Annotated in this window: 23 protein-coding genes and 1 riboswitch; of the genes, 20 read left to right on the plus strand and 3 right to left on the minus strand. The window is 49.6% G+C overall.

Features of this window, described 5'->3' with window-relative positions:
• Positions 1–17: 17 nt before the first annotated feature.
• Positions 18–2150 carry a DNA topoisomerase III gene (locus NST83_RS03870; protein ID WP_342416629.1) on the plus strand — a complete coding sequence of 711 codons (2133 nt, stop codon included), beginning with the start codon at positions 18–20 and terminating at the stop codon, positions 2148–2150.
• 113 nt (positions 2151–2263) lie between these two features.
• The gene (locus NST83_RS03875; protein WP_167518699.1) at positions 2264–2401 is read left to right on the plus strand and encodes a hypothetical protein; all 138 of its coding nucleotides are present in this window, start codon (positions 2264–2266) and stop codon (positions 2399–2401) included.
• Positions 2402–2687: 286 nt separating this feature from the next.
• Here the strand turns inward: NST83_RS03875 and NST83_RS03880 are convergent, their stop codons facing one another.
• Complete coding sequence (locus tag NST83_RS03880) at positions 2688–3848, minus strand: type II asparaginase (protein WP_342416630.1); 1161 nt, start codon at positions 3846–3848, stop codon at positions 2688–2690.
• 697 nt (positions 3849–4545) lie between these two features.
• Between NST83_RS03880 and NST83_RS03885 the strand changes: the two genes are divergently transcribed.
• The gene (locus tag NST83_RS03885) at positions 4546–4788 is read left to right on the plus strand and encodes a hypothetical protein (RefSeq protein ID WP_342416631.1); all 243 of its coding nucleotides are present in this window, start codon (positions 4546–4548) and stop codon (positions 4786–4788) included.
• A 46-nt stretch (positions 4789–4834) separates the two neighbouring features.
• Here the strand turns inward: NST83_RS03885 and NST83_RS03890 are convergent, their stop codons facing one another.
• On the minus strand, positions 4835–4963 hold the full coding sequence (locus tag NST83_RS03890; RefSeq protein WP_023987044.1) for a DUF4023 family protein: 129 nt from the start codon (positions 4961–4963) through the stop codon (positions 4835–4837).
• Between the two features lie 180 nt (positions 4964–5143).
• Here NST83_RS03890 and NST83_RS03895 point away from each other — a divergent pair, with 180 nt between their 5' ends.
• From NST83_RS03895 to purF, 11 genes are all read left to right on the plus strand, one after another.
• Positions 5144–5407 carry a DUF1294 domain-containing protein gene (locus NST83_RS03895; protein WP_044647005.1) on the plus strand — a complete coding sequence of 88 codons (264 nt, stop codon included), beginning with the start codon at positions 5144–5146 and terminating at the stop codon, positions 5405–5407.
• Positions 5408–5555: 148 nt separating this feature from the next.
• A complete protein-coding gene (locus NST83_RS03900) occupies positions 5556–5990 on the plus strand; it encodes a universal stress protein (protein ID WP_149096206.1) in 435 nt (144 codons plus the stop codon).
• Between the two features lie 347 nt (positions 5991–6337).
• A riboswitch (purine riboswitch) is annotated at positions 6338–6439 on the plus strand.
• A gap of 147 nt (positions 6440–6586) precedes the next feature.
• Positions 6587–7072: a 5-(carboxyamino)imidazole ribonucleotide mutase gene (gene purE, locus NST83_RS03905; protein WP_342416632.1), complete on the plus strand. Its 486-nt coding sequence runs from the start codon at positions 6587–6589 to the stop codon at positions 7070–7072.
• Positions 7069–8244: a 5-(carboxyamino)imidazole ribonucleotide synthase gene (purK, locus tag NST83_RS03910; RefSeq protein WP_342416633.1), complete on the plus strand. Its 1176-nt coding sequence runs from the start codon at positions 7069–7071 to the stop codon at positions 8242–8244. The genes purE and purK overlap by 4 nt, the downstream gene beginning before the upstream one ends.
• Before the next feature lie 2 nt (positions 8245–8246).
• The gene (purB, locus tag NST83_RS03915; protein WP_342416634.1) at positions 8247–9545 is read left to right on the plus strand and encodes an adenylosuccinate lyase; all 1299 of its coding nucleotides are present in this window, start codon (positions 8247–8249) and stop codon (positions 9543–9545) included.
• 9 nt (positions 9546–9554) lie between these two features.
• A complete protein-coding gene (locus tag NST83_RS03920) occupies positions 9555–9764 on the plus strand; it encodes a hypothetical protein (RefSeq protein WP_342416635.1) in 210 nt (69 codons plus the stop codon).
• A 567-nt stretch (positions 9765–10331) separates the two neighbouring features.
• Positions 10332–11213 (plus strand): phosphoribosylaminoimidazolesuccinocarboxamide synthase, encoded by an 882-nt coding sequence (locus tag NST83_RS03925; protein ID WP_342416636.1) that lies wholly within the window; start codon positions 10332–10334, stop codon positions 11211–11213.
• Between the two features lie 58 nt (positions 11214–11271).
• Positions 11272–11517 carry a phosphoribosylformylglycinamidine synthase subunit PurS gene (purS, locus tag NST83_RS03930; protein WP_014279841.1) on the plus strand — a complete coding sequence of 82 codons (246 nt, stop codon included), beginning with the start codon at positions 11272–11274 and terminating at the stop codon, positions 11515–11517.
• A 4-nt stretch (positions 11518–11521) separates the two neighbouring features.
• Positions 11522–12211, plus strand: coding sequence for a phosphoribosylformylglycinamidine synthase subunit PurQ (gene purQ / locus NST83_RS03935; RefSeq protein WP_342416637.1), 690 nt, complete (start codon positions 11522–11524; stop codon positions 12209–12211).
• A complete protein-coding gene (gene purL, locus NST83_RS03940) occupies positions 12189–14432 on the plus strand; it encodes a phosphoribosylformylglycinamidine synthase subunit PurL (RefSeq protein ID WP_342416638.1) in 2244 nt (747 codons plus the stop codon). Before purQ ends, purL begins: the two co-directional genes overlap by 23 nt.
• Positions 14417–15898 (plus strand): amidophosphoribosyltransferase, encoded by a 1482-nt coding sequence (gene purF / locus NST83_RS03945; RefSeq protein ID WP_342416639.1) that lies wholly within the window; start codon positions 14417–14419, stop codon positions 15896–15898. Before purL ends, purF begins: the two co-directional genes overlap by 16 nt.
• A 369-nt stretch (positions 15899–16267) precedes the next feature.
• Here the strand turns inward: purF and NST83_RS03950 are convergent, their stop codons facing one another.
• Positions 16268–16453, minus strand: a complete 186-nt coding sequence (locus tag NST83_RS03950) for a hypothetical protein (RefSeq protein ID WP_342416640.1) — start codon at positions 16451–16453, stop codon at positions 16268–16270.
• Between the two features lie 185 nt (positions 16454–16638).
• Between NST83_RS03950 and purM the strand changes: the two genes are divergently transcribed.
• From purM to NST83_RS03980, 6 genes are all read left to right on the plus strand, one after another.
• Entirely contained in the window at positions 16639–17679 is a 1041-nt protein-coding gene (gene purM, locus NST83_RS03955) for a phosphoribosylformylglycinamidine cyclo-ligase (protein WP_342416641.1), read from the plus strand.
• Complete coding sequence (gene purN / locus NST83_RS03960; protein ID WP_342416642.1) at positions 17679–18293, plus strand: phosphoribosylglycinamide formyltransferase; 615 nt, start codon at positions 17679–17681, stop codon at positions 18291–18293. Before purM ends, purN begins: the two co-directional genes overlap by 1 nt.
• 118 nt (positions 18294–18411) lie before the next feature.
• The gene (purH, locus tag NST83_RS03965; protein WP_342417869.1) at positions 18412–19959 is read left to right on the plus strand and encodes a bifunctional phosphoribosylaminoimidazolecarboxamide formyltransferase/IMP cyclohydrolase; all 1548 of its coding nucleotides are present in this window, start codon (positions 18412–18414) and stop codon (positions 19957–19959) included.
• Between the two features lie 90 nt (positions 19960–20049).
• The gene (gene purD, locus NST83_RS03970) at positions 20050–21315 is read left to right on the plus strand and encodes a phosphoribosylamine--glycine ligase (RefSeq protein ID WP_342416643.1); all 1266 of its coding nucleotides are present in this window, start codon (positions 20050–20052) and stop codon (positions 21313–21315) included.
• A gap of 126 nt (positions 21316–21441) precedes the next feature.
• Entirely contained in the window at positions 21442–22128 is a 687-nt protein-coding gene (locus NST83_RS03975) for a TetR/AcrR family transcriptional regulator (protein ID WP_342416644.1), read from the plus strand.
• A 105-nt stretch (positions 22129–22233) separates the two neighbouring features.
• Positions 22234–23094: a transporter substrate-binding domain-containing protein gene (locus NST83_RS03980; RefSeq protein ID WP_342416645.1), complete on the plus strand. Its 861-nt coding sequence runs from the start codon at positions 22234–22236 to the stop codon at positions 23092–23094.
• Positions 23095–23145: the final 51 nt, after the last annotated feature.

Here is a 23145-nt window from a genome sequence, read left to right on the forward strand (position 1 = left end):
AGAGAAAGGGGCGTAACATGAAGGTATTAGTATTAGCAGAAAAACCATCCGTAGCCAGAGAGATTGCACGTGTGATGGGAAGCCGTGAGAAGCATAAAAGCTATATAGAGGGGCCCAAGTATGTTGTGACGTGGGCGTTAGGTCATTTGGTTGGACTGGCAGAGCCGGAGGATTATGATTCCAAGTATGCAACCTGGAATTTGGAGGACCTGCCGATCCTTCCCAAGAGCACTAAGCTGAAGGTGCTACGTGAAAGCAATCATCAGTTCAAGGCTGTGCAGCAGCTCATGAAGCGGCAGGACATTGGAGAACTTATTGTAGCGACGGATGCTGCTCGTGAAGGGGAACTGTTGGCACGTTGGATTATACAAATGGCAAACTGGAAAAAGCCTTTCCGCCGCTTATGGATTTCATCGCAGACGGACAAGGCGATTAAGGAAGGCTTCGCGAAGCTTTTGCCTGGGCAGCAGTTTGATCGTTTGTATGAATCGGCTCGTTGTCGGGCTGAAGCAGATTGGATGATTGGTCTGAATGTGACCCGCGCATTGACGTGTCGCTATAACGCTCAGCTTTCGGCGGGAAGGGTACAGACACCGACGCTGGGGATGATTATGGAACGTGAGAAGGAAATCACTCAGTTTCGTTCTCAGGAATATGATACATTGACGGCGGACTTTGGTAATTTTCAGGCAACTTGGCGTGCGGAAAATGGAGATTCACGCATGTTTGACCGCACTCAAGCAGAGGCTTTGCGCCGGAAATTGGAAGGCGTCAAGGGCACGGTTGCCAGTGTCAAAAAAAGTGAGAAGAATGAGCCTCACCCGTTGGCTTATGATTTAACCGAGCTGCAAAGGGATGCCAACCAGCGCTACGGCTTTTCGGCCAAGCAGACGTCTAATGTGCTTCAACGTCTGTATGAGCAGCATAAGCTGGTCACGTATCCACGTACAGACAGTCGTTATCTGACATCGGATATGGTGGATACCCTTAAGGAACGGCTTAATAGTGTGGCTGTAGGCCCGTATGCTTCCTTGGCACGTCCGTTACTGCGCAAAAGCCTGACGATCTCGAAGCGAATTGTGGATGACAGTAAAGTAACGGATCACCATGCGATCATCCCTACAGAGCAGACGTTGTTGCTTAATCAGCTAAGCCCGGAGGAACGTAAGCTGTATGATCTGATTGCGCGGCGATTTATTAGTCTTTTCTATCCACCTGCTCGTTATGATGCTGTAGCGGTTTCGGTAACAGTAGAGCAGGAAACGTTTCAAGTCAAAGGCACGACGATAAAAGATAGTGGCTGGCGTGCTGTATATGACGGAAATCTCAATGATACAGACGACGAAGCAGAGGAACGTGAGGACAACGGAAGTGGTGTTATTTTACCTGAACTGAAAAAAGGTGATTCCGTCCGAGTTGAGCGTTGCCTTGTGCGTGCTGGACGAACGATGCCGCCGAAGCGGTATACGGAAGCGGCGCTACTCGCTCAGATGGAGAAGCATGGTTTGGGTACTCCTGCTACTCGCGCAGATCTGATTGAGAAGCTGGTTAGCTCGGATACAATTGAGCGTCAGGGAAATGTAATGCATCCAACGGGTAAAGGCAAGCAATTGATTGAACTGGCAGCTCCACAGCTAAGAACACCGGAGCTGACGGCACGTTGGGAAGCGGGGCTGGAACGAATCGCGCGTGGTCAAGGGCAACCAGGACCGTTCCTGGACTCCATTCGTGCGATGGCAAAAGAATTGGTTTCCACTGTGAAAAATAGCAGTGCCGAATACAAGCCTCATAACGTGACGAATAGCCATTGCCCGGATTGTGGTACAAAGCTTTTGGAGAAGAAGGGCAAACAGGGCAAGTTCCTCGTATGTCCAAGTGCGGATTGCGGTTATCGCCGTTCGGGAGAAAAACGTTTGTCGAATCGTCGCTGCCCGCAGTGCCATAAAAAAATGGAAATGAAAGAGGGCAAGGCGGGGTTGTATGTAAGATGTCTGTCCTGTGGCATTACCGAGACGCTGGATAAGGACAAGCAACGGGTAAACAAACGTGAACAGCAGAAACTGGTAAGACAATATGAAAAGCAGGAGCCTCTTGGCTCCAGTCTGGGTGATCTACTGAAAGCAGCCTTGGAACAAAAGCAGGGGAAATAACTGAAAGCTAACAGTAGACCAACACTAAGGCAGCCGTAATGACAAGAAGCAAGCAGCAAGCCGGTATAAAAACTCTCTCTCTTTGGCATGGTAAGCCGAGGAGGTGAGTAGTTATGCCCAAGCATAAGCCGCTTAAAATCAACAATCAGCAAAATAAATCAAGTATTTTGGAGGAAGAAATCGCTCCACATCCAGAGAAGCAAGCGAAATATCCTCCAAGTCTGAATGGAATTCCTAAACAGCAGTCTTGATACGAAGTGACAGGAGCAATGGATTGTATCAAAATGGAATCAGTTATCCATTAACTGGTATGGATTTAAGCATTCGACGGGCAAACTTAAACTTGAAGCTATATTAGGGCTAAGACATTTGGGCTCCGTATGAAGTTTGTAGGTTGTCATTGTCTTGCGAAAAAGGAGCAACAGTTACGGAATGTCACCGTTACTGCTGCTCCTTTTGTTGTGAGCTGGCTTTTATATCTTATGGTTTATTGAGAATGCTTATTTGGATTTTCACAAATCCTCATTTACTCATTTATTAGTATTCATTAAAGAAGGACTGAATTTCTTTAACATCATGCGTTTGAGTCAAAGCAAGCATGAGCAAGATCCGTGCTTTTTGCGGATTGAGCGAGTCAGTGGAAACAAAGTTGGACGCTGCGTCTTTCGTTGATGGAGAGACGATCCCGCTCCCTACACGGCTGGAACGTGCGATGATGACTCCTTTTTTACCTGCTGCCTCAGCACCTTCTGTAGAGGTCTTGGACAAGGAACCATTGCCGGAGCCTGCCACGACGATCCCTTTGGCACCTGCCGCTACGGCTGCATCATACAGATAGCGCCCGTTATTTTGATATTCGTATAAAATATCTACCTGAGGCAGTTGGGTCAGATTGGAAATATCGAACATAGAAGCAGTTGTATGCTTGTGTGTAGATTTGTTGTAGTAGTACACTTGATCTCCCACAACGGCTCCCAGGTATCCCTGCTCCACAGACTTGAACGTATCGACTGCTGTCGTGTTCGTTTTGGTAATGTATCTCGCTGCACCGATGCGGTCATTTAGCAGTACGAGTACGCCTTGACCTCTGGAGGCAGAAGCCCCGGCGACTTTGACAGCATTATAAAGGTTAAAAGGACCATCGGCGCTGATTGCTGTAGCTGGACGCATGGAGCCAACGACAACCACAGGCTTATCGCTATTGACGACCAGATTGAGGAAATAAGCGGTTTCTTCCAGCGTATCTGTACCATGAGTAATAACGATTCCGTCTACATCATCCCTGGCGAGCAGTTCATTCGTACGTTTGGCGAGTTTTAAAAGGATATCATTATTAATGTCAGGACTGCCCACGTTGACAACTTGTTCACCGCTGACGTTTGCAATACTTTTCATTTCAGGAACGGCGTTAATCAGAGTCTCGATACCCAACGCGCCTGCTTTGTAGTCGGTTGTATCGGTGTTGACGGCAGATGATCCTGCGATGGTTCCCCCAGTAGCAAGTATTTTAATGTTGGGTAGATGATTTGTTTGTGGTTTCTCAGATTTATCGGTGATGGTAGTGGCAGATGGAGGTACAGTCGTGCTGGTGGTAGCTGCAGCCGCAGCGTTAGCGGTAAAACCACCACTCCATAAGGTACTTCCGAGAATAAAGCTGGCCAGCAGGGGAATCATTGTCATTTTTTTAATGTTAGTCATATAAAGCTCCTCTCCAATGTGAAAATCACAATACGAATGATAGATTAACTGACAAATAATTTGTCGAATTACGTTAATGTAACGAATTATAGAGGCTGAAATTGTTTTTAGTCAATATATATGTCATATAATATAACGTAATAACTTATTTTTTATGAATGTAATCGTTTTATTGTTTGTATAAGATGTGTAGTAAGATGATAGCTATTACTTTTTATTTGATTTTGTATAGAGTTTTATTAGGGATGATAGAGGGAGTTAACTTTATGTAAGTCATACGATTACACAGGGGAAACCGAAATTGACCGGTCTTCCGGCCGTTCTACAATATATAGTATTCAATGAATCAGATGCTATCACTCGTTCTGTGCGTTTTGAAAATATAGGCAGTTCAAATGTAACGCTCCGATGGGCTTTGAGCAGTAATATGGATTTTCGTGACGGTGATTACGGTATGCTGCAATTGTGTCTGGTTCATGGGGTAGGGCGAGTCTTTCCAGACGCCGGGAGCTGTACTAGTTCGTTCCTGGGAAGAATTGTGTGATATGTCGCGCACCTATCATCGCTTATATTGAACAAGACTGTCAAGAGGAGGATTTCGTGATCAGGTTCGTCCGGTGCTGATTAATAACTGGGAAGCCACGTATTTGATTTTAATGCGGACCGGATTAAAGAAATTGCTTCGGCTGGAGGGAGCTTGGGACTGAGTTGTTTATACTGGACGGTGGGTAGTTTGGGCAAACGTGACGACGACCGCAGCTGCTTGGGGACTGGCTGCAGCATACGGGGAAGCTTCCAGACGGTCTGGGTAGAAGACTGGGAGGAGAAATTACTGCGACAGGATGGAAGTGAGCATCGAAATTACAACAAGCAGACACCTCAAAGGGAGCCTGCTTGTTGTTTTGCAGAAGCTACAGAAGGCAATGTATCTGGTTCGTGAATAACAAGGCTTCAACTTTACAGCTTATACAGCAGGGTGCCTGCAATTAAGGGTTGTTGGTATGTTGTTTGGTTGGCAAGCTAGCGCTGGGAGTTCCTTTTCCTCTTTTACGGTTGCGTTCTGCCTTTTTAGCATTTTCTCTCAACTTTTCGACGTATTCATGGGTGCTTTCCATCGTAGTCCCTCCTTTGAAAACGAAATAGATGCAGTCAAACGTTACTATATCCGCAAAAGTGGAATTCCAGTCAGGAGAAAGCGTTGTTTCTGCAAAAGGGGGAGAGTTATAATGAAAGGGGAGAGGGCTATAAAGGACTAATGCCTGAACTCGGTACGGTGTGCAAAAGGAGGGAAGACATTGCAGACAGGCTTGTTGGTATGGCTGCTGTTTATAAACGCAGTAGGCTATCTGGTAATGTCGGAAGACAAAAAGAGGGCGCGTAAGCACCGTGATCGTGTACCCGAACGGACGCTGTTTTTGCTGGCCCTGATCGGAGGAGCATTGGGCGTGCTGATTGCAATGTACCGCAAACGGCACAAAACGCGGCATATGAGTTTCAGACTGGGTATTCCTGCGTTGCTGTTCGTTAATGCATTGCTGTACGGGTATTTTTTACGGTAAAGCTGTGGTTTAGGTCTCATGGGGATGTTTAATGATGACTAAGGCGGCTCTATGCTATAGCGTCCGGCAATGTGAATGTATGAACGCCCAAGGGAATACATATTTCAGGCTTTGTTTTAACAAACTGAATAGGAAGAGGTGCATATGTATGTTATTTTCGAAAATATTGCTTGCTTATGACGGTTCCGAGGCATCCAATAAGGCTTTGCTGAAGGCGGCTGAATTAGCCAAGGCTTCACCATCCTCAAAGCTTGAGGTTGTAACGGCGTTTGATTTTCCGCGTATTTTCATGGGTGAAGGTTTGGCTCCGATTCCAGCTTCGGTGAATAAAGAATATTACGATTTGGCGGAGCAAACCACGGATGAGGTCAAAAAACGGCTTGCTGATCAGGGCATTGACGCCAAGGTGGAGCTGATTCAGGGCTCGCCGGCTGAAGTTATTTTGGATTATGCGAATGAAAATGGCTTCGATGTGATTGTGATCGGCAGCCGTGGTTTGGGTGGTATTCGTGAATTTGTGCTAGGCAGCGTCAGTCATAATGTGGTGCAGCATGCGCGTATTCCTGTGCTGGTCGTGAAGTAACAGAATAGAAGGAATAAAAGTCGGATTACTGCCTACACAGGAAGTACCGGCTTTTATTTTTTGGTGGAGCATAGAGCCAGTCTATGATGGCAGTCTGAGGCAAAGAGTCGGCTAAATGTATAGCTATTGTCCCGGCTTGCGGGTAGAAAAGGGTTTGTGTTTTGTCAAACACGAACATTCAATTGGATGATTTTAATAATGTTCGTTTTCAAGTTGACATAAGGTGTAGGGAATTGTTAAACTATGAAGTGTATTGTCGATAAAAAAGAACTTTAGGTAAGATTGAATAAGGTACACATGTTTGAGCTGAAACAGACTTCAAAGTTGTAAAGAATATCTTTAAAGGTCGAGTAGGCAAAATGATGACTCGTATAATGCCGGGGATATGGCCCGGAAGTTTCTACCTGGAAACCTTAAATTTCCGGACTACGGGAGACATACGGCTGAAGCCGCATTTGTTGCGGTGAAACAGGCTTGCCTTTGGCATGCCCTTGAGAGGCTTTGTCGTTTGTTTTTCGTAGTCCGGTGTCTTGAAAATAACGTTATTTTCGAGTGCCGGATTTTTGGCGCTTATTGATAAACAGGGAGTGAAGGACATGTCAGTGCAGGTCGCTGTCATTATGGGCAGCACATCGGACTGGGACACCATGCAGCATGCATGTGCTGTGCTGGACGAGCTTGAAATCGTATATGAGAAAAAGGTAGTCTCAGCCCATCGCACACCGGATTTGATGTTCCGTTTTGCAGAGGAAGCTGCCGGGCGCGGCTTGAAGGTCATTATTGCCGGCGCGGGCGGCGCGGCGCATTTACCGGGTATGGTAGCCGCCAAGACGGCATTACCAGTCATCGGTGTGCCTGTCCAGTCGAAGACGCTGAATGGTCTGGACTCTCTGCTCTCCATTGTGCAGATGCCGGGAGGCATTCCGGTCGCTACTGTGGCAATCGGTAAAGCAGGTGCTACGAATGCAGGGCTGCTGGCAGCACAAATATTGGGTGCTTTTGATGAAAAAGTGCGCCAGCGGGTTGAGACAAGACGCGATCGTATCCGTGATGAGGTGCTGGAAGGCAGTGACTCGCTATGAATGAGGCATGTGAACCTGCAGGCTTTGTCCGACCTCCCGGTACAACAATTGGACTTTTGGGGGGCGGACAGCTTGGAAGAATGCTGGTACTGGCTGGAGCAAAGATGGGATACCGTTTTGTGACGCTGGACCCGACACCAGACAGTCCATGTGGGCAGGTGTCGGAACAGATTTTCGCTGCCTATGATGATGAGCATGCGGCCAGAGAGTTGGCCCGACGGTGCGACGTGATTACGTATGAGTTTGAAAATGTGGATGCGGGTGTAGCCGCACTTTTGGAACAGGAATCAAGTGTGCCGCAGGGTAGCCGTTTGTTGTACACAACACAGCATCGGTTACGGGAAAAACGCTCCATTGAAGCCGCTGGCGTTCCGGTCGCACCGTATCGTGAAATCGGCAGCGCTGTCGATATGGTTCAAGCGGTAGCTGAACTGGGCGTGCCATGTGTGCTCAAGACAGCCGTCGGCGGTTATGATGGTAAGGGACAGGTGGTCATTCGCCAACTTGAGGAAGCCGTAGCTGCCTACGAAGGTCTGGCTGATAGCGGTGCGGAACTGGTGCTGGAACAGTTCATTCGTTTTCGCTGCGAAATCTCGGTAATCGTTGCACGCAGCACGAACGGGGAAGCCAAAGCCTTCCCACCTGCGGAAAACATTCATGTGAACAACATTTTGCACACGTCGATTGTACCCGCGCGCGTGCCACAATCCGTGCAGGAGGAAGCACGCAAGCTGGCTTTGGCTGTGGCGGAATCGTTGGGTGCGGTGGGGCTGCTCGCTGTAGAGATGTTCGTTACCGAAGCCGGACAATTGTACGTCAATGAGTTGGCCCCGAGGCCGCATAACTCCGGTCATTATACGATGGAGGGATGCGCAACGTCGCAATTTGAGCAGCATATACGTGCCATTTGCGGCTTGCCGCTGGGAAGCACGAAGCTGCTGACTCCGGTCGTTATGGTCAATGTGTTAGGTGAGCATTTGGAGGATGTGATTCAGCGGTTCGTGCAGGTGGATACCGAAGCTGAAAGATTGGATGTTGTACCCAAGCTGCATTTATATGGAAAAAGTGAAGCCAAACCAGGCCGAAAGATGGGACATATGAATCTACTGTGCCAGGATGCGGAACAAGCGCTGGAATGGATTGAACAAACCAATATTTGGGGGAATAAATAGTTATGATCGAACGCTATAGCAGACCGGAAATGAGAGCCATTTGGACGGAAGAAAATAAATTTAAAGCATGGCTGGAAGTAGAATTGTGTGCCTGTGAAGCTTGGGCAGAATTGGGCGTTATTCCAAAAGAGGATACTGTGGCACTGCGTAAGAACGCAAGCTTTGATATCGACCGGATCTATGAGATTGAACAGGAAACAAGACATGATGTCATTGCTTTTACCCGCACGGTGTCCGAAAGCCTTGGCGACGAGCGCAAATGGGTGCATTACGGCCTGACCTCCACGGATGTGGTAGATACCGCACTGGGCTACCTGTTGAAGCAGGCGAATGAAATTCTGGAGCGCGATATCTTAAATTTTATTGAAATTTTGAAGGAAAAAGCACTGGCTTACAAGCATACGCCGATGATGGGTCGTACACACGGGGTACATGCCGAGCCGACAACATTTGGTCTGAAAATGGCTTTGTGGTACGAGGAAATGAAGCGCAATCTGGAACGTTTCCGCTTTGCGGCTGACCAAGTAGAGTACGGTAAAATGTCTGGCGCAGTCGGAACGTACGCTAACATTGATCCAGCGGTAGAGGAGTTTGTGTGCCGCAAGCTGGGAACCAAGCCTGCGCCAATCTCCACTCAAACGCTCCAACGTGATCGTCATGCCGAATATATGGCGACATTGGCACTGGTAGCCACGTCGTTGGATAAATTTGCAACCGAAGTCCGCGCCCTGCAAAAGAGTGAATTCCGTGAGGTGGAAGAAGCCTTCGCAAAGGGCCAAAAAGGATCTTCCGCGATGCCGCATAAACGCAATCCTATCGGCAGTGAAAATATTTCCGGTCTGGCGCGTGTGATTCGCGGGCATATGGTATCCGCGTATGAGAACGTAACACTGTGGCATGAGCGGGACATTTCGCATTCTTCCGTGGAACGTATCATTTTGCCGGATGCAACAATGCTGTTGAACTACATGCTGAACCGTTTTGGCAATATCGTGAAGAACCTGACGGTCTTCCCTGAAAATATGAAGCGCAATATGGCGCGTACGTATGGTGTACCGTTCTCTGGTCGTATTATGACGAAGCTGATCGACAAGGGCTTTAGCCGTGAAAAAGCCTATGATACCGTACAGCCGCGTGCTATGCAGGCATGGGAAGAGCAACGTCAATTCCGTGAAATCGTCGAGGCGACTCCGGAAATTACCGCTGTGCTCAACGCGGACGAAATTGAGGATGCTTTCAACCCGGCATGGCATCTGAAAAACGTAGATACGATCTTTAAAAAGCTGGGATTAGGGGAGTAGGAGGGAAGGTTGGCGCTTGGTGAGGCCACTGCGCGAACGGATCATTCTTCCGATTGCTGTTGCCCCTGGATTCCTGTGATTGGAATTAAACCCGTAAAGGTTGGAATCCAGGGGCAAAGGCAAGCGCTAACGCTTCTCCAGAACGATTCCGTCCGCTCCGCTGCACCCAGCACCAACCTTCGTGTGGGAGCAGAACTAGGGGAAGGTGCGGCACAGTAAGATGCCGCACCGACCCAAAGAGCGATGGAAAAGCGTGTTTCACTGCTTTTCTATCGCAAGCAACCGTTCTTGGGATGGCTTCCGAATTTGCGTAGCAAACAGTCCGCAGTCCTCCCAGGAACGCGCAAGGCTCAAGAAGCGAAGCCTTGAGCCACCGCGTAAGTGCGCAGCGTAGCACATGCGCACGACAGGCGAAGCCTGAATGCTCGGCGGCATGACGTGCCGAGCACGGCCATAGGCCGAGGGCTAGGCGATATGCAAGCCGCCAAGCCAAGGTCGAGCCGTAAGCGGCATATAACTTGCCGCTTGGACTTGGAAGCGTTAATACGTTGCGATTACGTAAAAACGGCGCTCTGCACCAACGTAAAAGCGTTGCTGGATTAAAGCTTGTGCCAACAAGCCTTAATCCAGCGGAACGCGCTCGTCCCACCCAAAATTCCAATAACCCGCACCATCCGCTGCTCACTACGCCAACTCTTGCGGGAGTCCCGAGGGGAGCAACCCTGGGGGTCCTCCCCGAGGGGAGGATTTAGGAGGGGAATACTCTTTTGAAAGAGGTGTAATGAAATGTCATTGTCTACCGCCGAGGGTCTGATCCATGCGCCGCTCTTGTACAAAGGCAAGGTGCGTGAGCTGTATGATCTCGGAGAGCATTTTCTGATTGTCGTGACGGACCGGATTTCGGCTTTTGATTACGTTTTGGAGCCACCCGTGCCCGAAAAGGGGAATGTGCTGAATAAGCTCAGTGCTTTCTGGTTTGAACAGACGAAGGATTTGTTGGAGAACCATGTTGTGCATACCGATGTGAACAAGCTCGGGCATGTGATCGACGAACAGAATAAAGAATTGCTGAAAGACCGGATCATGGTCACGCTGAAGGCCGAACGCATCGATATTGAGTGTGTGGTGCGCGGATATATTACCGGAGGCGGCTGGCGTCAGTATGAGCAGAACGGTGAGGTGAACGGTATTCCATTGCCGAAGGGACTACGTAAAAATGAGCGTTTTCCCAAGCCTTTATTTACACCTGCTGCGAAAAATGATGTCGGACACGACGAGGACATTTCCCTTCATCAGATGAAAGAGCTGGTTGGGGCCCGGCTGACAGATGAGCTTGAGGAAAAAAGCCTGGCGTTGTACGAGTTTGCGCGTGCTTTCTGTGAGAAGCGGGGAATTATTTTAGCGGATTGCAAGTTTGAGTTTGGTCTTGTTGACGGAAAGGTTATCTTGATTGACGAAATTTTCACCCCGGATGCATCCCGTTTCTGGGCACAGGAAGAGTATGAGCTGGATGTCGAGATTGACAGCATGGACAAGGAACCGGTGCGAAGCTATTTAGCTGCATCGGGTTGGGACAAGAACAGCAAGCCCGCTCCATTGCCTGCTGAGGTCGTAGAAGAAACGACTGCAAGATATACGGATATTTGGCGGCGTCTGACGGCACAGTAAATAGTATTCATAATTCAACCAATAGGATTCATCCATTCGGAGGAGGAACTGAAGGAACATGATTAAAGCAACGGTCTATGTCACAATTAAGCAAAGCGTTTTGGACCCGCAAGGGGTTGCGGTGCAAGGCGCACTGCATTCTATGGGCTTCGGAGAAGTGGACAGCGTCAGAATTGGTAAGTATATGGAATTGAATCTGGATACAACAGACCGCGAGAGTGCAGAAAAGCGCGTCATCGAGATGTGCGAAAAGCTGTTGGCCAACACGGTCATTGAAGACTACCGCTACGAACTGGAGGGCTGATTCCATGAAATTTGCAGTTCTGGTTTTTCCGGGCTCCAACTGTGATATTGACTGCTATAAGGCGGTAGAGGACACGGTCGGTGAACCTGTCGATTATGTTTGGCATACTGCGACGGATCTGTCGCCTTATGATTGTATTCTTGTTCCAGGAGGTTTCTCCTACGGGGATTACCTGCGCTGCGGCGCGATTTCCCGGTTTGCCCCGGTGATGAAGGAAGTAGCTAAAGCGGCTGCCGAGGGCAAATACATTTTGGGTATTTGCAACGGTTTTCAAATTTTGACCGAGGCTGGGCTGTTGCCGGGTGCTTTACGCCGTAATTTGTCGATGAAGTTCCGTTGCCACGATACGGTGTTGAAGGTTGCGAATAACGAAACGCCTTTTACAAAAGATTATGCTGCCGGTGAAGAGATCGTCATTCCGATCGCCCACGGTGAAGGCAACTATTACTGTGATAATGAGACGCTGGCTCGCTTGCAGGCGAATAACCAGATCGTATTTACGTATAAAGATAATCCTAACGGTTCCGTAACGGATATCGCAGGAATTTGTAATGAGCAAGGAAACGTGCTGGGCATGATGCCTCACCCGGAACGCGCGGTGGACGCATTGCTTGGAACGGATGACGGCAAACGTATGTTTACATCTATTTTGAACGCTTGGAGGGATCGTCATGGCGCAGCAAGTGTCCGCTAAGGAACCAACGGCAGAGCAGGTTGCCGAGCATAAACTGTATCAGCAGATGGGTGTGTCGGACAGCGAATATGCGTTGATCTGTGAATTCATGGGACGTCAGCCGAACTATACGGAGATTGGCGTATTTAGTGTCATGTGGTCAGAGCATTGTGCTTACAAAAACTCCAAGCCGTTGCTGCGTCGTTTTCCAACGAGTGGTCCGCGAGTTCTGATGGGACCGGGTGAAGGCGCAGGGATTGTAGACATCGGTGATAACCAGGCGGTTGTCTTTAAAATCGAAAGTCATAACCATCCGTCGGCTGTGGAGCCTTTTCAGGGGGCAGCGACAGGGGTCGGCGGCATCATCCGTGATATTTTCTCCATGGGCGCAAGACCTGTGGCGGTGCTGAACTCCTTGCGTTTTGGCAAGCTGGAGAGCGACCGTGTGAAGTATTTGTTCGAGCATGTGGTATCCGGTATTGCGGGATATGGGAACTGTATCGGTATTCCGACGGTAGGCGGCGAGGTTGTATTCGATGAAAGTTACGAAGGCAATCCACTCGTCAATGCGATGTGTGTCGGACTGATTGACCATGATAAAATCCAGCGCGGTGTTGCTAAAGGGGTCGGTAACCCGGTGTTTTATGTGGGACCGCCGACAGGCCGTGACGGGATTCACGGAGCGACCTTCGCATCGGTTGAGCTGACCGAGGAATCCGAAGCGAATCGCACCGCGGTTCAGGTAGGTGATCCATTTATGGAGAAGCTGGTCATGGAATCATGTCTGGAGCTGATCGACAGCGGTATTGTGTTGGGTATTCAGGATATGGGCGCGGCAGGACTTACTTGCTCCAGTGCAGAAATGGCGAGTAAGGCTGGCAACGGCCTTGAGCTGTATCTGGATCAGGTACCGCAGCGTGAAGAGGGTATGACACCTTATGAAATGATGCTGTCTGAATCTCAGGAACGCATGCTGTTCGTAGTAGAACCGAAGGATGAAGCACAGGCGCTGGAAATTTTCGAGCGTTGGGGTGTCATTTGTGCCAAGGTCGGCAAGGTGACGGATGACGGGCGTCTGCGTTTGTTCCATCATGATGAAGTGGTGGGTGACATGCCAGTGACAGCGCTGGTGGACGAGTGTCCGATTTACGATAAGCCATCTGAAGTTCCTGCTTATTATGAGCAAAACGCTGGCATTGACACACTGCGTTATGCAGAAGTGACGGATTTGAACGATGCACTGAAAAAGGTATTGTCTTCGCCAAGTGTAGCCAGTAAAAAATGGGTATATGAGCAGTATGATTACATGGTTCGCACCAGCACGGCCGTTCGTCCGGGCTCGGATGCAGCCGTAGTGACGGTGCGCGGAACCCGCAAGGGACTTGCTATGACAACAGATTGTAACGGACGTTATGTATACCTTGACCCAGAGGTAGGCGGACGGATTGCGGTCAGCGAAGCAGCACGTAATATTGTATGCTCCGGCGGCGAACCGCTAGCGATCACGGACAACCTGAACTTCGGTAACCCTGAGAAACCGGATATTTTCTGGCAAATGGAAAAAGCCGTGGACGGGATGGCAGAAGCTTGCCGCGTACTGGATACACCTGTTATCGGAGGCAATGTCAGCTTGTACAACGAAAATGCCAAAGGCTCCATCTATCCGACGCCTGTTGTGGGCATGGTAGGTCTGGTGCATGATACGGATCATATTACGACACAAGGCTTTAAGGCCGAAGGTGACGTGATTTTCCTGGTGGGAGAAACGAAGGCTGAGCTGGGAGGCAGTGAGTTCCAGGCTGTCGTACACGGTGTATCTGAGGGACGTCCACCTGAGCTGGATTTGAACGTGGAGAAAAAGCTGCTGAATGCGGTGCTTAGCGCCATCCAAACAGGCTTGGTACAATCTGCGCATGATTTGGCAGAGGGCGGATTGGCTGTAGCGCTTGCGGAATCCGGGATTAGTGGCGGATTGGGAGCACAGGTGAACGTAGAAACGACCTTGCGTCCTGACCATGCTTTGTTTAGCGAAAGTCAGTCCCGCATTTTGTTGTCTGCATCGCCAGATCAAGCGTCTGCGCTGGAAGCACATCTGCTTGGTTTGGGAGTGCCAGTTACCGTATTAGGAAAAGTTGAAGGATCACAATTGACAGTAGAGGTGAACGGACAACCCGCTTTGAACGAGGCAGTCGCCAGTTTGAAGCAAATCTGGGAGGATGTCATTCCATGTCTGATGAAATAACAGCACGGACGTTGTGGACTGGAGATTATTATAATGAAGGCTCTGGTAAAGAGGGGCTGTTTGATAAATTAAAAGAGGAATGCGGCGTGTTCGGAGTGTATAGACACTCCGATGCTGCTTCCCTTGCATATTACGGATTGCACGCACTCCAGCATCGCGGAGAAGAAAGCGCGGGCATCTGTGTGAGCAGTGGCGACGAGTTCCATTATCATCGTGGAATGGGTCTTGTTAAGGAAGTGTTCAATAAAGATTTGATGGCTTCGCTGACAGGCGACATTGCCATAGGGCATGTGCGCTACTCAACAAGTGGAGACAGTAAGCTGACGAATGCGCAGCCCTTGGTTTTCAAATATCGTGATGGCGATCTGGCAGTAGCGACAAACGGCAATATCGTGAATGCCTTGCAAATCCGGCATGAGCTGGAGCAGGGCGGTTCTATTTTTCAAACGACAAGCGATACCGAGGTCGTTGCGCATCTAATCGCCCGGTCGTCCAAAGATTTGGTGGAAGCGGCCAAGGATGCATTGAAGCGTATTGTCGGCGGGTTTGCTTTTCTCATTATGACCAACGACAAGCTGTTGGTTGCTTCCGATCCCAATGGCTTGCGTCCATTGACGATGGGCAGATTGGGAGACGCATATTTGTTTGCTTCCGAAACGTGTGCTTTGGAAACGATTGGAGCAGAGCTGTTGCGCGATATCGAGCCAGGTGAACTGCTAGTGCTGGATAAAAACGGACTGCACGAGGACCGTTACAGTGAAGGCAAGCACCGTAAAGCACTGTGCGCGATGGAATATATTTATTTTGCCCGTCCGGACAGCGACCTGAACGGAGCCAATCTTCATGCCGCACGCAAACGGATGGGGAGCCAGATGGCGTTGGAAGCTTTTGTCGATGCCGATTTGGTTACTGGGGTACCGGATTCCAGTATTTCTGCGGCGATTGGTTATGCAGAGCAGACAGGTATTCCTTATGAGCTGGGCATGATTAAAAATAAATACACTGGACGTACCTTCATTCAGCCGAGCCAGGAGCTACGCGAGCAGGGTGTGAAAATGAAGCTGAGCGCTGTACGCCGCGTTGTCGAAGGTAAACGGGTCATCATGATCGACGACTCTATCGTCCGGGGTACTACGTCCCGTCGAATCGTGAATATGCTACGGGATGCGGGGGCGCTAGAGGTACATGTACGTATTACCTCGCCGCCCTTCAAAAACCCGTGCTTCTACGGTATCGACACGCCGGATCGCCGGGAACTGATCGCGTCGTCCAAAACAGTTGAGGAAATCCGTCAGGAGATTAACGCCGATTCGCTCTATTTTATGAGTGCCGAGGGCTTGATCGCCGCTGTAGGCGGGTATAACGAAGAGGATTACAAAGGCGGCTTGTGCCTGGCCTGCTTCGATAATGATTATCCGACTCAAGTGGATTTCAAAGGCGAAGAAAAGTTCGGATGTAGTTGTTAGTAGAAGGAACAAAAGAGGTGCAGCAGTGCATGGTGGGTATGGGGATGGCGGTTCTGAGGGGAGCACTCCGCGTGTGGAAGGTTCTTCCGATCGCTGTTGCCGCTGGATTCCTGGGTTAAAATAACCCTTTACAGGGTTGGAATCCAGCGGCAAAGGCGAACGCTTCGCTTCTCCAGAATCCTTCCACCCGCTCCGTTCCGCAGATGTGCATTCTTATTGCAGCAATGCATGTTCCTCTTTTGTTCCCACGGGGAAGAGGTAAGGTAGTTAAAAACTCATGGCATAATTATTTCATGCCATGAGTTTTTAAAGGGGCAGGTGGCTCAAGAAAGCCACCTGTTCACTTAGCAGTTTAGTAGCCAGTGCGCGCTAAGCGACTAGCCGTACAGCAGGCAGAGCGAAGCTGCCTGCCTCAAGGTGCAAAGAAGTAAGCCGCCCGTTGGCGCTGCTCACTTCTTTGCCCGGCACATCCCCGCCTTTGCGAAGCAAACAGCCCGGGATGTGCCCCGCCGCCGCTGCGAAAGGCGGCCACGCACCAAAGCGTGTCCTTGTCATTTGCGGGAAGGACCCGCAAAAATGACAACGGAAAACACGCGACTCCTAGCACGAACCAACCACCAAGCAACACCCAATCCTACGCATCTGACCGACTCTTGAGGGGTCCAGGGGGAGCAGCCCCATGGAATCCTCCCTATTAGGGAGGACTTAGGAGGGTCAATCATTTGAAGGAGTGTTCATGAATGTCCGAAGCATACAAAAACGCAGGGGTAGATATCGCTGCCGGTAATGAAGCAGTAGAACGGATGAAAAAGCACGTCAAACGTACCTTCCGTCCCGAAGTGCTGACGGATTTAGGCGGATTCGGTGCGTTGTTCGGCCTGAATAAGGATAAATACGAGGAGCCCGTACTCGTTTCCGGTACGGATGGAGTCGGCACGAAGCTAAAGCTTGCTTTCGCAATGGATCGTCATGACACCATTGGTATTGATGCGGTTGCGATGTGTGTGAACGATATTGTCGTCGGGGGCGCGGAACCGCTCTTTTTTCTCGACTACCTTGCTTGTGACAAGGTTATACCCGAGAAAATCGAAGCTATTGTTGCCGGGATCGCTGAGGGCTGCCATCAGTCGGGTTGTGCGCTGGTTGGCGGTGAAACCGCAGAAATGCCAGGAATGTACAGTGATGGTGAATATGATATTGCTGGATTCACGGTCGGCATTGTAGATAAAAGCAAGATCATTAATGGCAGCTCCATTGCCCCTGGAGATACGGTTATCGGACTTGCCTCCAGCGGAGTACACAGCAATGGCTTCTCACTGGTTCGCAAGCTGTTATTGGAACAGCAGGGGTACAGTCTGCATGATGAAATTGAAGGCTTAGACGGCAAGCTGGGCGATGTATTGCTGGAGCCTACGAAAATCTATGTAAAATCCGTTTTGGCATTGCTGGACAAGGTAAAAGTAAAAGGCATGGCGCATATCACAGGCGGCGGTTTTATCGAAAATATTCCAAGAGTGCTGCCAGATCACGTTAATGTGGATATAGAATACGGCGCTTGGCCGATTCTGCCGATCTTCCAGCTCATGCAGGAAAAAGGCGCAATCTCCAACAAAGACATGTTCACAACCTTTAATATGGGGATTGGAATGATTGTCGTTGTGGACGCTGAGCACGCGCAGGCTGCGCTGGAAGTTCTGAAAGAACAGGGCGAAGCTGCTTATGTGATCGGAAAAGTAACGGAAGGCAGTTCTATCGTGACCTTTACGGGAGCCGAGGTGTAATGAACGAGTACAGGATTGCTGTTTTTGCATCAGGTGAAGGAACGAATTTTCAGTCATTGGTGGATGCGGCTGCACGAGATGAACTGGGCGGGGCAACGATAGAACTGCTGATCTGTGACAAGCCTGCGGCTCCTGCTGTAGCCAGAGCTCAGAAAGCCGACATTGTGTGTCACACGTTTCGACCCAAGGAATATGCTTCCCGCGAAGATTATGAGCGTGAATTGGTTGCTCTGCTGGAGCAGAAATCCATTGATCTCGTCGTGTTAGCAGGCTACATGCGTTTGCTATCTAGCGTCATGGTAGATGCCTACGCGGGTAAAATCATCAATATTCATCCTTCGCTACTTCCTGCATTTCCAGGGAAAGACGCTGTTGGACAGGCATTGGCCTATGGGGTCAAGGTCAGCGGGGTCACCGTTCATTTTGTGGACGGTGGGATGGATACGGGAGCAATTATTGCCCAACGTGTCGTGGAGGTACAAGACCATGACACAGCGGAATCCCTATCCGCAGCTATTCAATCCGTGGAACGTCAGCTATATCCAGAGGTAGTTGGCAGGCTGGCTCAAGCCAAAATCCAATTAGATGGCCGCAAGGTAACTTCACTTCTCTAAAGATGATTGTAATTTGTCATATCAAGGATGCCGTACAGGCATTTTCCGATATTTCTCGGGAAATAAATTGATAAAACGGAATTTTTCAAAATCCTGAAGAACTAAAGGAGGAGAAATGGTGAGTATTAAAAGAGCGCTCGTCAGCGTATCAGATAAACGGGGGATCGTGGAATTTTGCCGCGAGTTGTCCAAATTGGGTGTGGAAATCGTTTCGACAGGGGGAACGAGCAGCTTGTTGTCGAAGGAGGGTATTCCTGTCATTGGCATTTCAGAGGTAACAGGATTTCCTGAAATTATGGACGGACGTGTTAAAACACTCCATCCTGCGGTACACAGCGGCCTACTGGCTGTTCGGGATAATGAGGAGCATCAGCGTCAGATGAAGGAGCTTGGGCTGGATTATATTGATCTGGTCGTTGTGAATCTGTATCCTTTTGCGGAAACGATCGCCAAACCCGGTGTAACCTATGAGGACGCGATTGAAAATATTGATATCGGCGGTCCAACCATGCTGCGTTCTGCGGCTAAAAACCATGCGTTCGTAAGTGTCGTGGTAGATGCGGACGATTATAGCACGGTGCTGGACGAAATCCGCAAGGATGGCGATACCGAGCTGAACACTCGTAAGCGTTTGGCAGCAAAGGTTTTCCGCCATACCGCAGCATACGACGCGCTCATCTCCGATTACTTGTCGAATGTGATAGGCGAGCCATTGCCTGAGCGTTATACAGTAACCTATGAAAAAATTCAGGATTTGCGCTATGGCGAAAATCCGCATCAACAGGCGGCATTTTACCGTCAGCCGTTGGCGGCCAAGGGTACACTGACGACAGCGAAACAGCTTCACGGCAAGGAACTGTCCTACAATAATATCAATGATGCTAACGCGGCCCTGCAAATCGTTAAAGAATTCAGCGAGCCAGCAGTGGTAGCCGTTAAGCATATGAATCCTTGCGGCGTGGGAATCGGCGGCAGCATTTATGAAGCGTACAGCAAGGCGTACGCGGCTGATCCAACTTCCATTTTTGGCGGCATCGTAGCGGCTAACCGGATTATTGACGGCGATACAGCGAAGAAGCTGAGCGAAATCTTTTTGGAAATTGTACAGGCACCGGGTTTTACGGAAGAAGCACTGGAGATTTTGACGAAAAAGAAAAACATCCGATTGCTCGATCTGGGCGAGTTGTCCACATCTGAACAGGCTGAGAGCCGTTTCGTCGTTACTTCCATTGAAGGCGGCATGGTTGTTCAGCAGAACGACATTCACGCTGTAGACCCCGACGCACTTACTGTAGTGACAGAGCGTGCGCCATCCGAGGAAGAATTGAAACAGCTTTTGTTTAGCTGGAAAGTCGTTAAGCATGTGAAGTCCAATGCGATCGTACTGGCGGCAGACAACATGACCATTGGCGTGGGTGCGGGACAAATGAACCGTGTCGGAGCAGCTAAAATCGCTATTGAGCAGGCTGGAGAAAAGGCAAGAGGTGCTGTGTTGGCATCTGACGCATTTTTCCCGATGGGCGATACGCTGGAACTGGCAGCCCAAGCAGGCATTACGGCAATTATTCAGCCGGGCGGCTCCATCAAGGACGAAGAATCCATCAAGGTTGCTAACGAGCACGGCATTGCGATGGTCTTTACAGGCGTGCGTCATTTCAAACACTAGCTTGTATTCGCTGAGGATGCAGCAGCATTCTCTCACACGAGGATTTTGCAAAATCTTGACACCATAACGGGAGCGGGAGGAATCACCTGAATGGATATTTTGGTTATCGGTGGGGGCGGCCGTGAGCACGCGATTGTGTGGGCACTGAAAAAAAGCCCCAAGGCCGGACAAATCTACTGCGCGCCGGGTAATGCCGGCATCGGGCAGTTGGCGGAATGCGTACCGATTCCGGTGAGTGATTTTGACGCGTTGACAGAACTGGCGGAATCCAAAAAGGTCGGACTTGTTGTGGTTGGCCCCGATGATCCGTTGGCAGACGGTATTGTGGATGCTTTCGAAGCGAAAGGCATTCCGGTATTCGGACCGCGTAAAAATGCAGCGGAAATTGAAGGCAGCAAAATCTTCATGAAGGATCTGCTGCACAAATACCATATTCCGACAGCAATCTATCGGAAGTTTTATACCTATGAGGAAGCACATGCTTATTTGAAGGAACAGCCGATTCCTGTGGTCATTAAGGCGGACGGACTGGCAGCAGGTAAAGGGGTAACGGTCGCTTACTCTATGGATGAAGCGGAAAAGGCTTTATCCGACATTATGGTAGCGAAGGTGTTCGGCGAAGCCGGGGCGCAGGTCGTAATCGAGGAGTTTCTGGCCGGACAGGAAATGTCGATTCTTTCCTTTGTGGATGGTGAAACGGTTCGCCCGATGGCAGCGGCGCAAGATCATAAGCCTATTTTTGATGGTGACAAAGGGCCGAATACGGGGGGGATGGGCACGTATTCCCCATTACCGCATATAGCGGATTCGATTATTGAGGAAGCCATTGAGACTATCATTAAGCCGACGGCAAAAGCGATGGTGGCTGAGGGTCGTCCGTTCAGGGGTGTTTTATTCGCCGGATTGATGATTTCGCCGGATGGCAAGCCGAAGACAATTGAGTTTAACGCACGCTTCGGTGATCCGGAAACGCAGGTTGTGCTGCCCCGACTAAAATCGGATCTGCTCGATATTTTCCTCGCTGCGGTGAACGGTACGCTGGATCAGGTGGAGATTGAGTGGAAGGATGAAGCGGCGGTATGTGTGGTGTTGGCTTCCGGGGGCTATCCCGGAACGTACGCCAAAGGTGTTCCAATCCACGGACTGGATCAGGTGGACGAAGCTATCGTGTTTCATGCCGGTACAGGCATCAATGAACAGGGCGAGTGGGTCACAAACGGCGGACGCGTGTTGGGCGTGGTCGGTTTGGGACATAATATTGCCGAAGCGCGGGGCAAGGCGTATGAACAGGCGGCACGTATTACCTTTGAAGGCAAGCAAAACCGTACGGATATTGCGGCAAAAGCACTGCTATAGAAGCGTTTTTACAAGATAGAGAGAACCTCATCGGGGTTCTCTTTTTTTCGTTTGACAAAAGTATACTTATCCTATAGGATTAAAAAATAAAAACTGACTGACTGATCAATCGGGAGGAGGAAACCCATGCAGCCACTGAAGGAGAAGCAGTCCAAGACTACCGCGAATGAACCATTGGTTGATCACGTGGGAGAAGAAACAGCCGAAACCGATCGCAGAACGCAGCTTCTTCACATTGCGTTGAAGCGATTCGCCGAGCAAGGGTACCATCAAACGAAGATTTCAGATATCGTGGTGGAGGCCGGAGTGGCCCAAGGCACGTTTTATTGGCATTTTAAAAGCAAAGAGGCGCTGGCACTGGAGATTATCGCTACAGGCCGCGAACAACTGCTAGCAGCGATAGGACAAGGATACCGCCGTGATGCAGGTACGCTGGCTGATATGGTTAAAGCGTCCGAAGCGCTGTTTGTCCGACTGTTTGATTTTGCATTGGAGAACCGCTATCTGATGGGATTACTCCTGATCGGCAGCGGTGTGGATGAACCGGTACGGCAGAGCATTCGGGAGACGAGAACCGCGATGGAACTGGCCTTTCGGCGCAATATGGAGCGAGCGATAGAGCTTAACATGCTCCCCGCCGGATTGGATGTCGAATTACGGGCAGCGCTGCTCATGAGCATGATCGAAGGTGTCATTACACGCTGGCTATTCGGTTCCGAGGGAACACATGACAGCATTACGCAGGCAACAGCTAAACAATTGGCGGCAGAAGCGGCTAATTTTGAATTTTACGGACTGTTGGGTCAAGGCTAAGCGGGTGGGAGACCAGATCGCATGAATTGGCAGTAAGAGGCGAATAATAGAGCCAAAATACACATATGTACTCAATCATTTACATCCAGACAGGAGAGAAAAATCATGAAAACACGTAAAAGAGGGTTCCTGGTAACTACATTGATGGCTTTGGCCATGTTCAGTCTGGTGCTGAGTGCTTGTGGAACGAAGCCGGAAGCTGCTAACAGCAGCAACGGAGCGGGCACTAGCAATGAGGCGGCAGCGGGTAATGAGCTCGAAGCGATCAAGAAGACCGGTGTGATCAAGATTGGAATGATGGGAACGTACCAGCCGTACAATTTTTTGAACGATAAAAAGGAATTGGACGGATTTGATGTGGATATCGCCAATGAATTGGCGAAGCGTATCGGGGTCAAAGCAGAGTTCACGGCACAAGAATTTTCGGGACTCATTCCAAGTCTGCAAAAGAAGAAATTTGATGCGGTGATTAGCCAGGTGACGATTACACCAGACCGTCAAAAGGTCATTGATTTCACAGAGCCGTATATCACAAACAATGTAAATATTATCGTAAACAACAAAACAAACGATATTACCAAGCTGGAGGATTTTAAAGGAAAAACGATTGGTGTCGGCTTGGGAACAAATGATGAGTCCTATCTGCGTAACGAAGTGCTGCCGAAGGTTGGCGATTTCGAGATTAAAACGTATGATGATGTCATTACTTCCTTGAAGGATCTGAACTCTGGCCGAATTGACGCAACCATCAACAATCTGTATGCACTCAAGCCCATTGTTGATAAAAATGGCTTCCAGATTAAGGCGGTAGGCGAGCCAATTAAATCCGACCAGGCGGGTGTGGCTATTAACAAGGATACTCCTGAGCTTAAAGCAGCCTTGAACAAGGCTCTGAAAGAAATGAAGGAAGACGGCACCTATAAAACGATTTTCAAAAAATGGTTCGGCGAGGAGCCGAAAGAATAACGTAAGCCTGTTACAGGCGTCTGGCTCCGGTCTGGCTTTCATGCTGACATG

Origin of the sequence: Paenibacillus sp. FSL R10-2782 (genome assembly GCF_038592985.1) — a bacterium.
Lineage (GTDB): Bacteria > Bacillota > Bacilli > Paenibacillales > Paenibacillaceae > Paenibacillus > Paenibacillus terrae_C.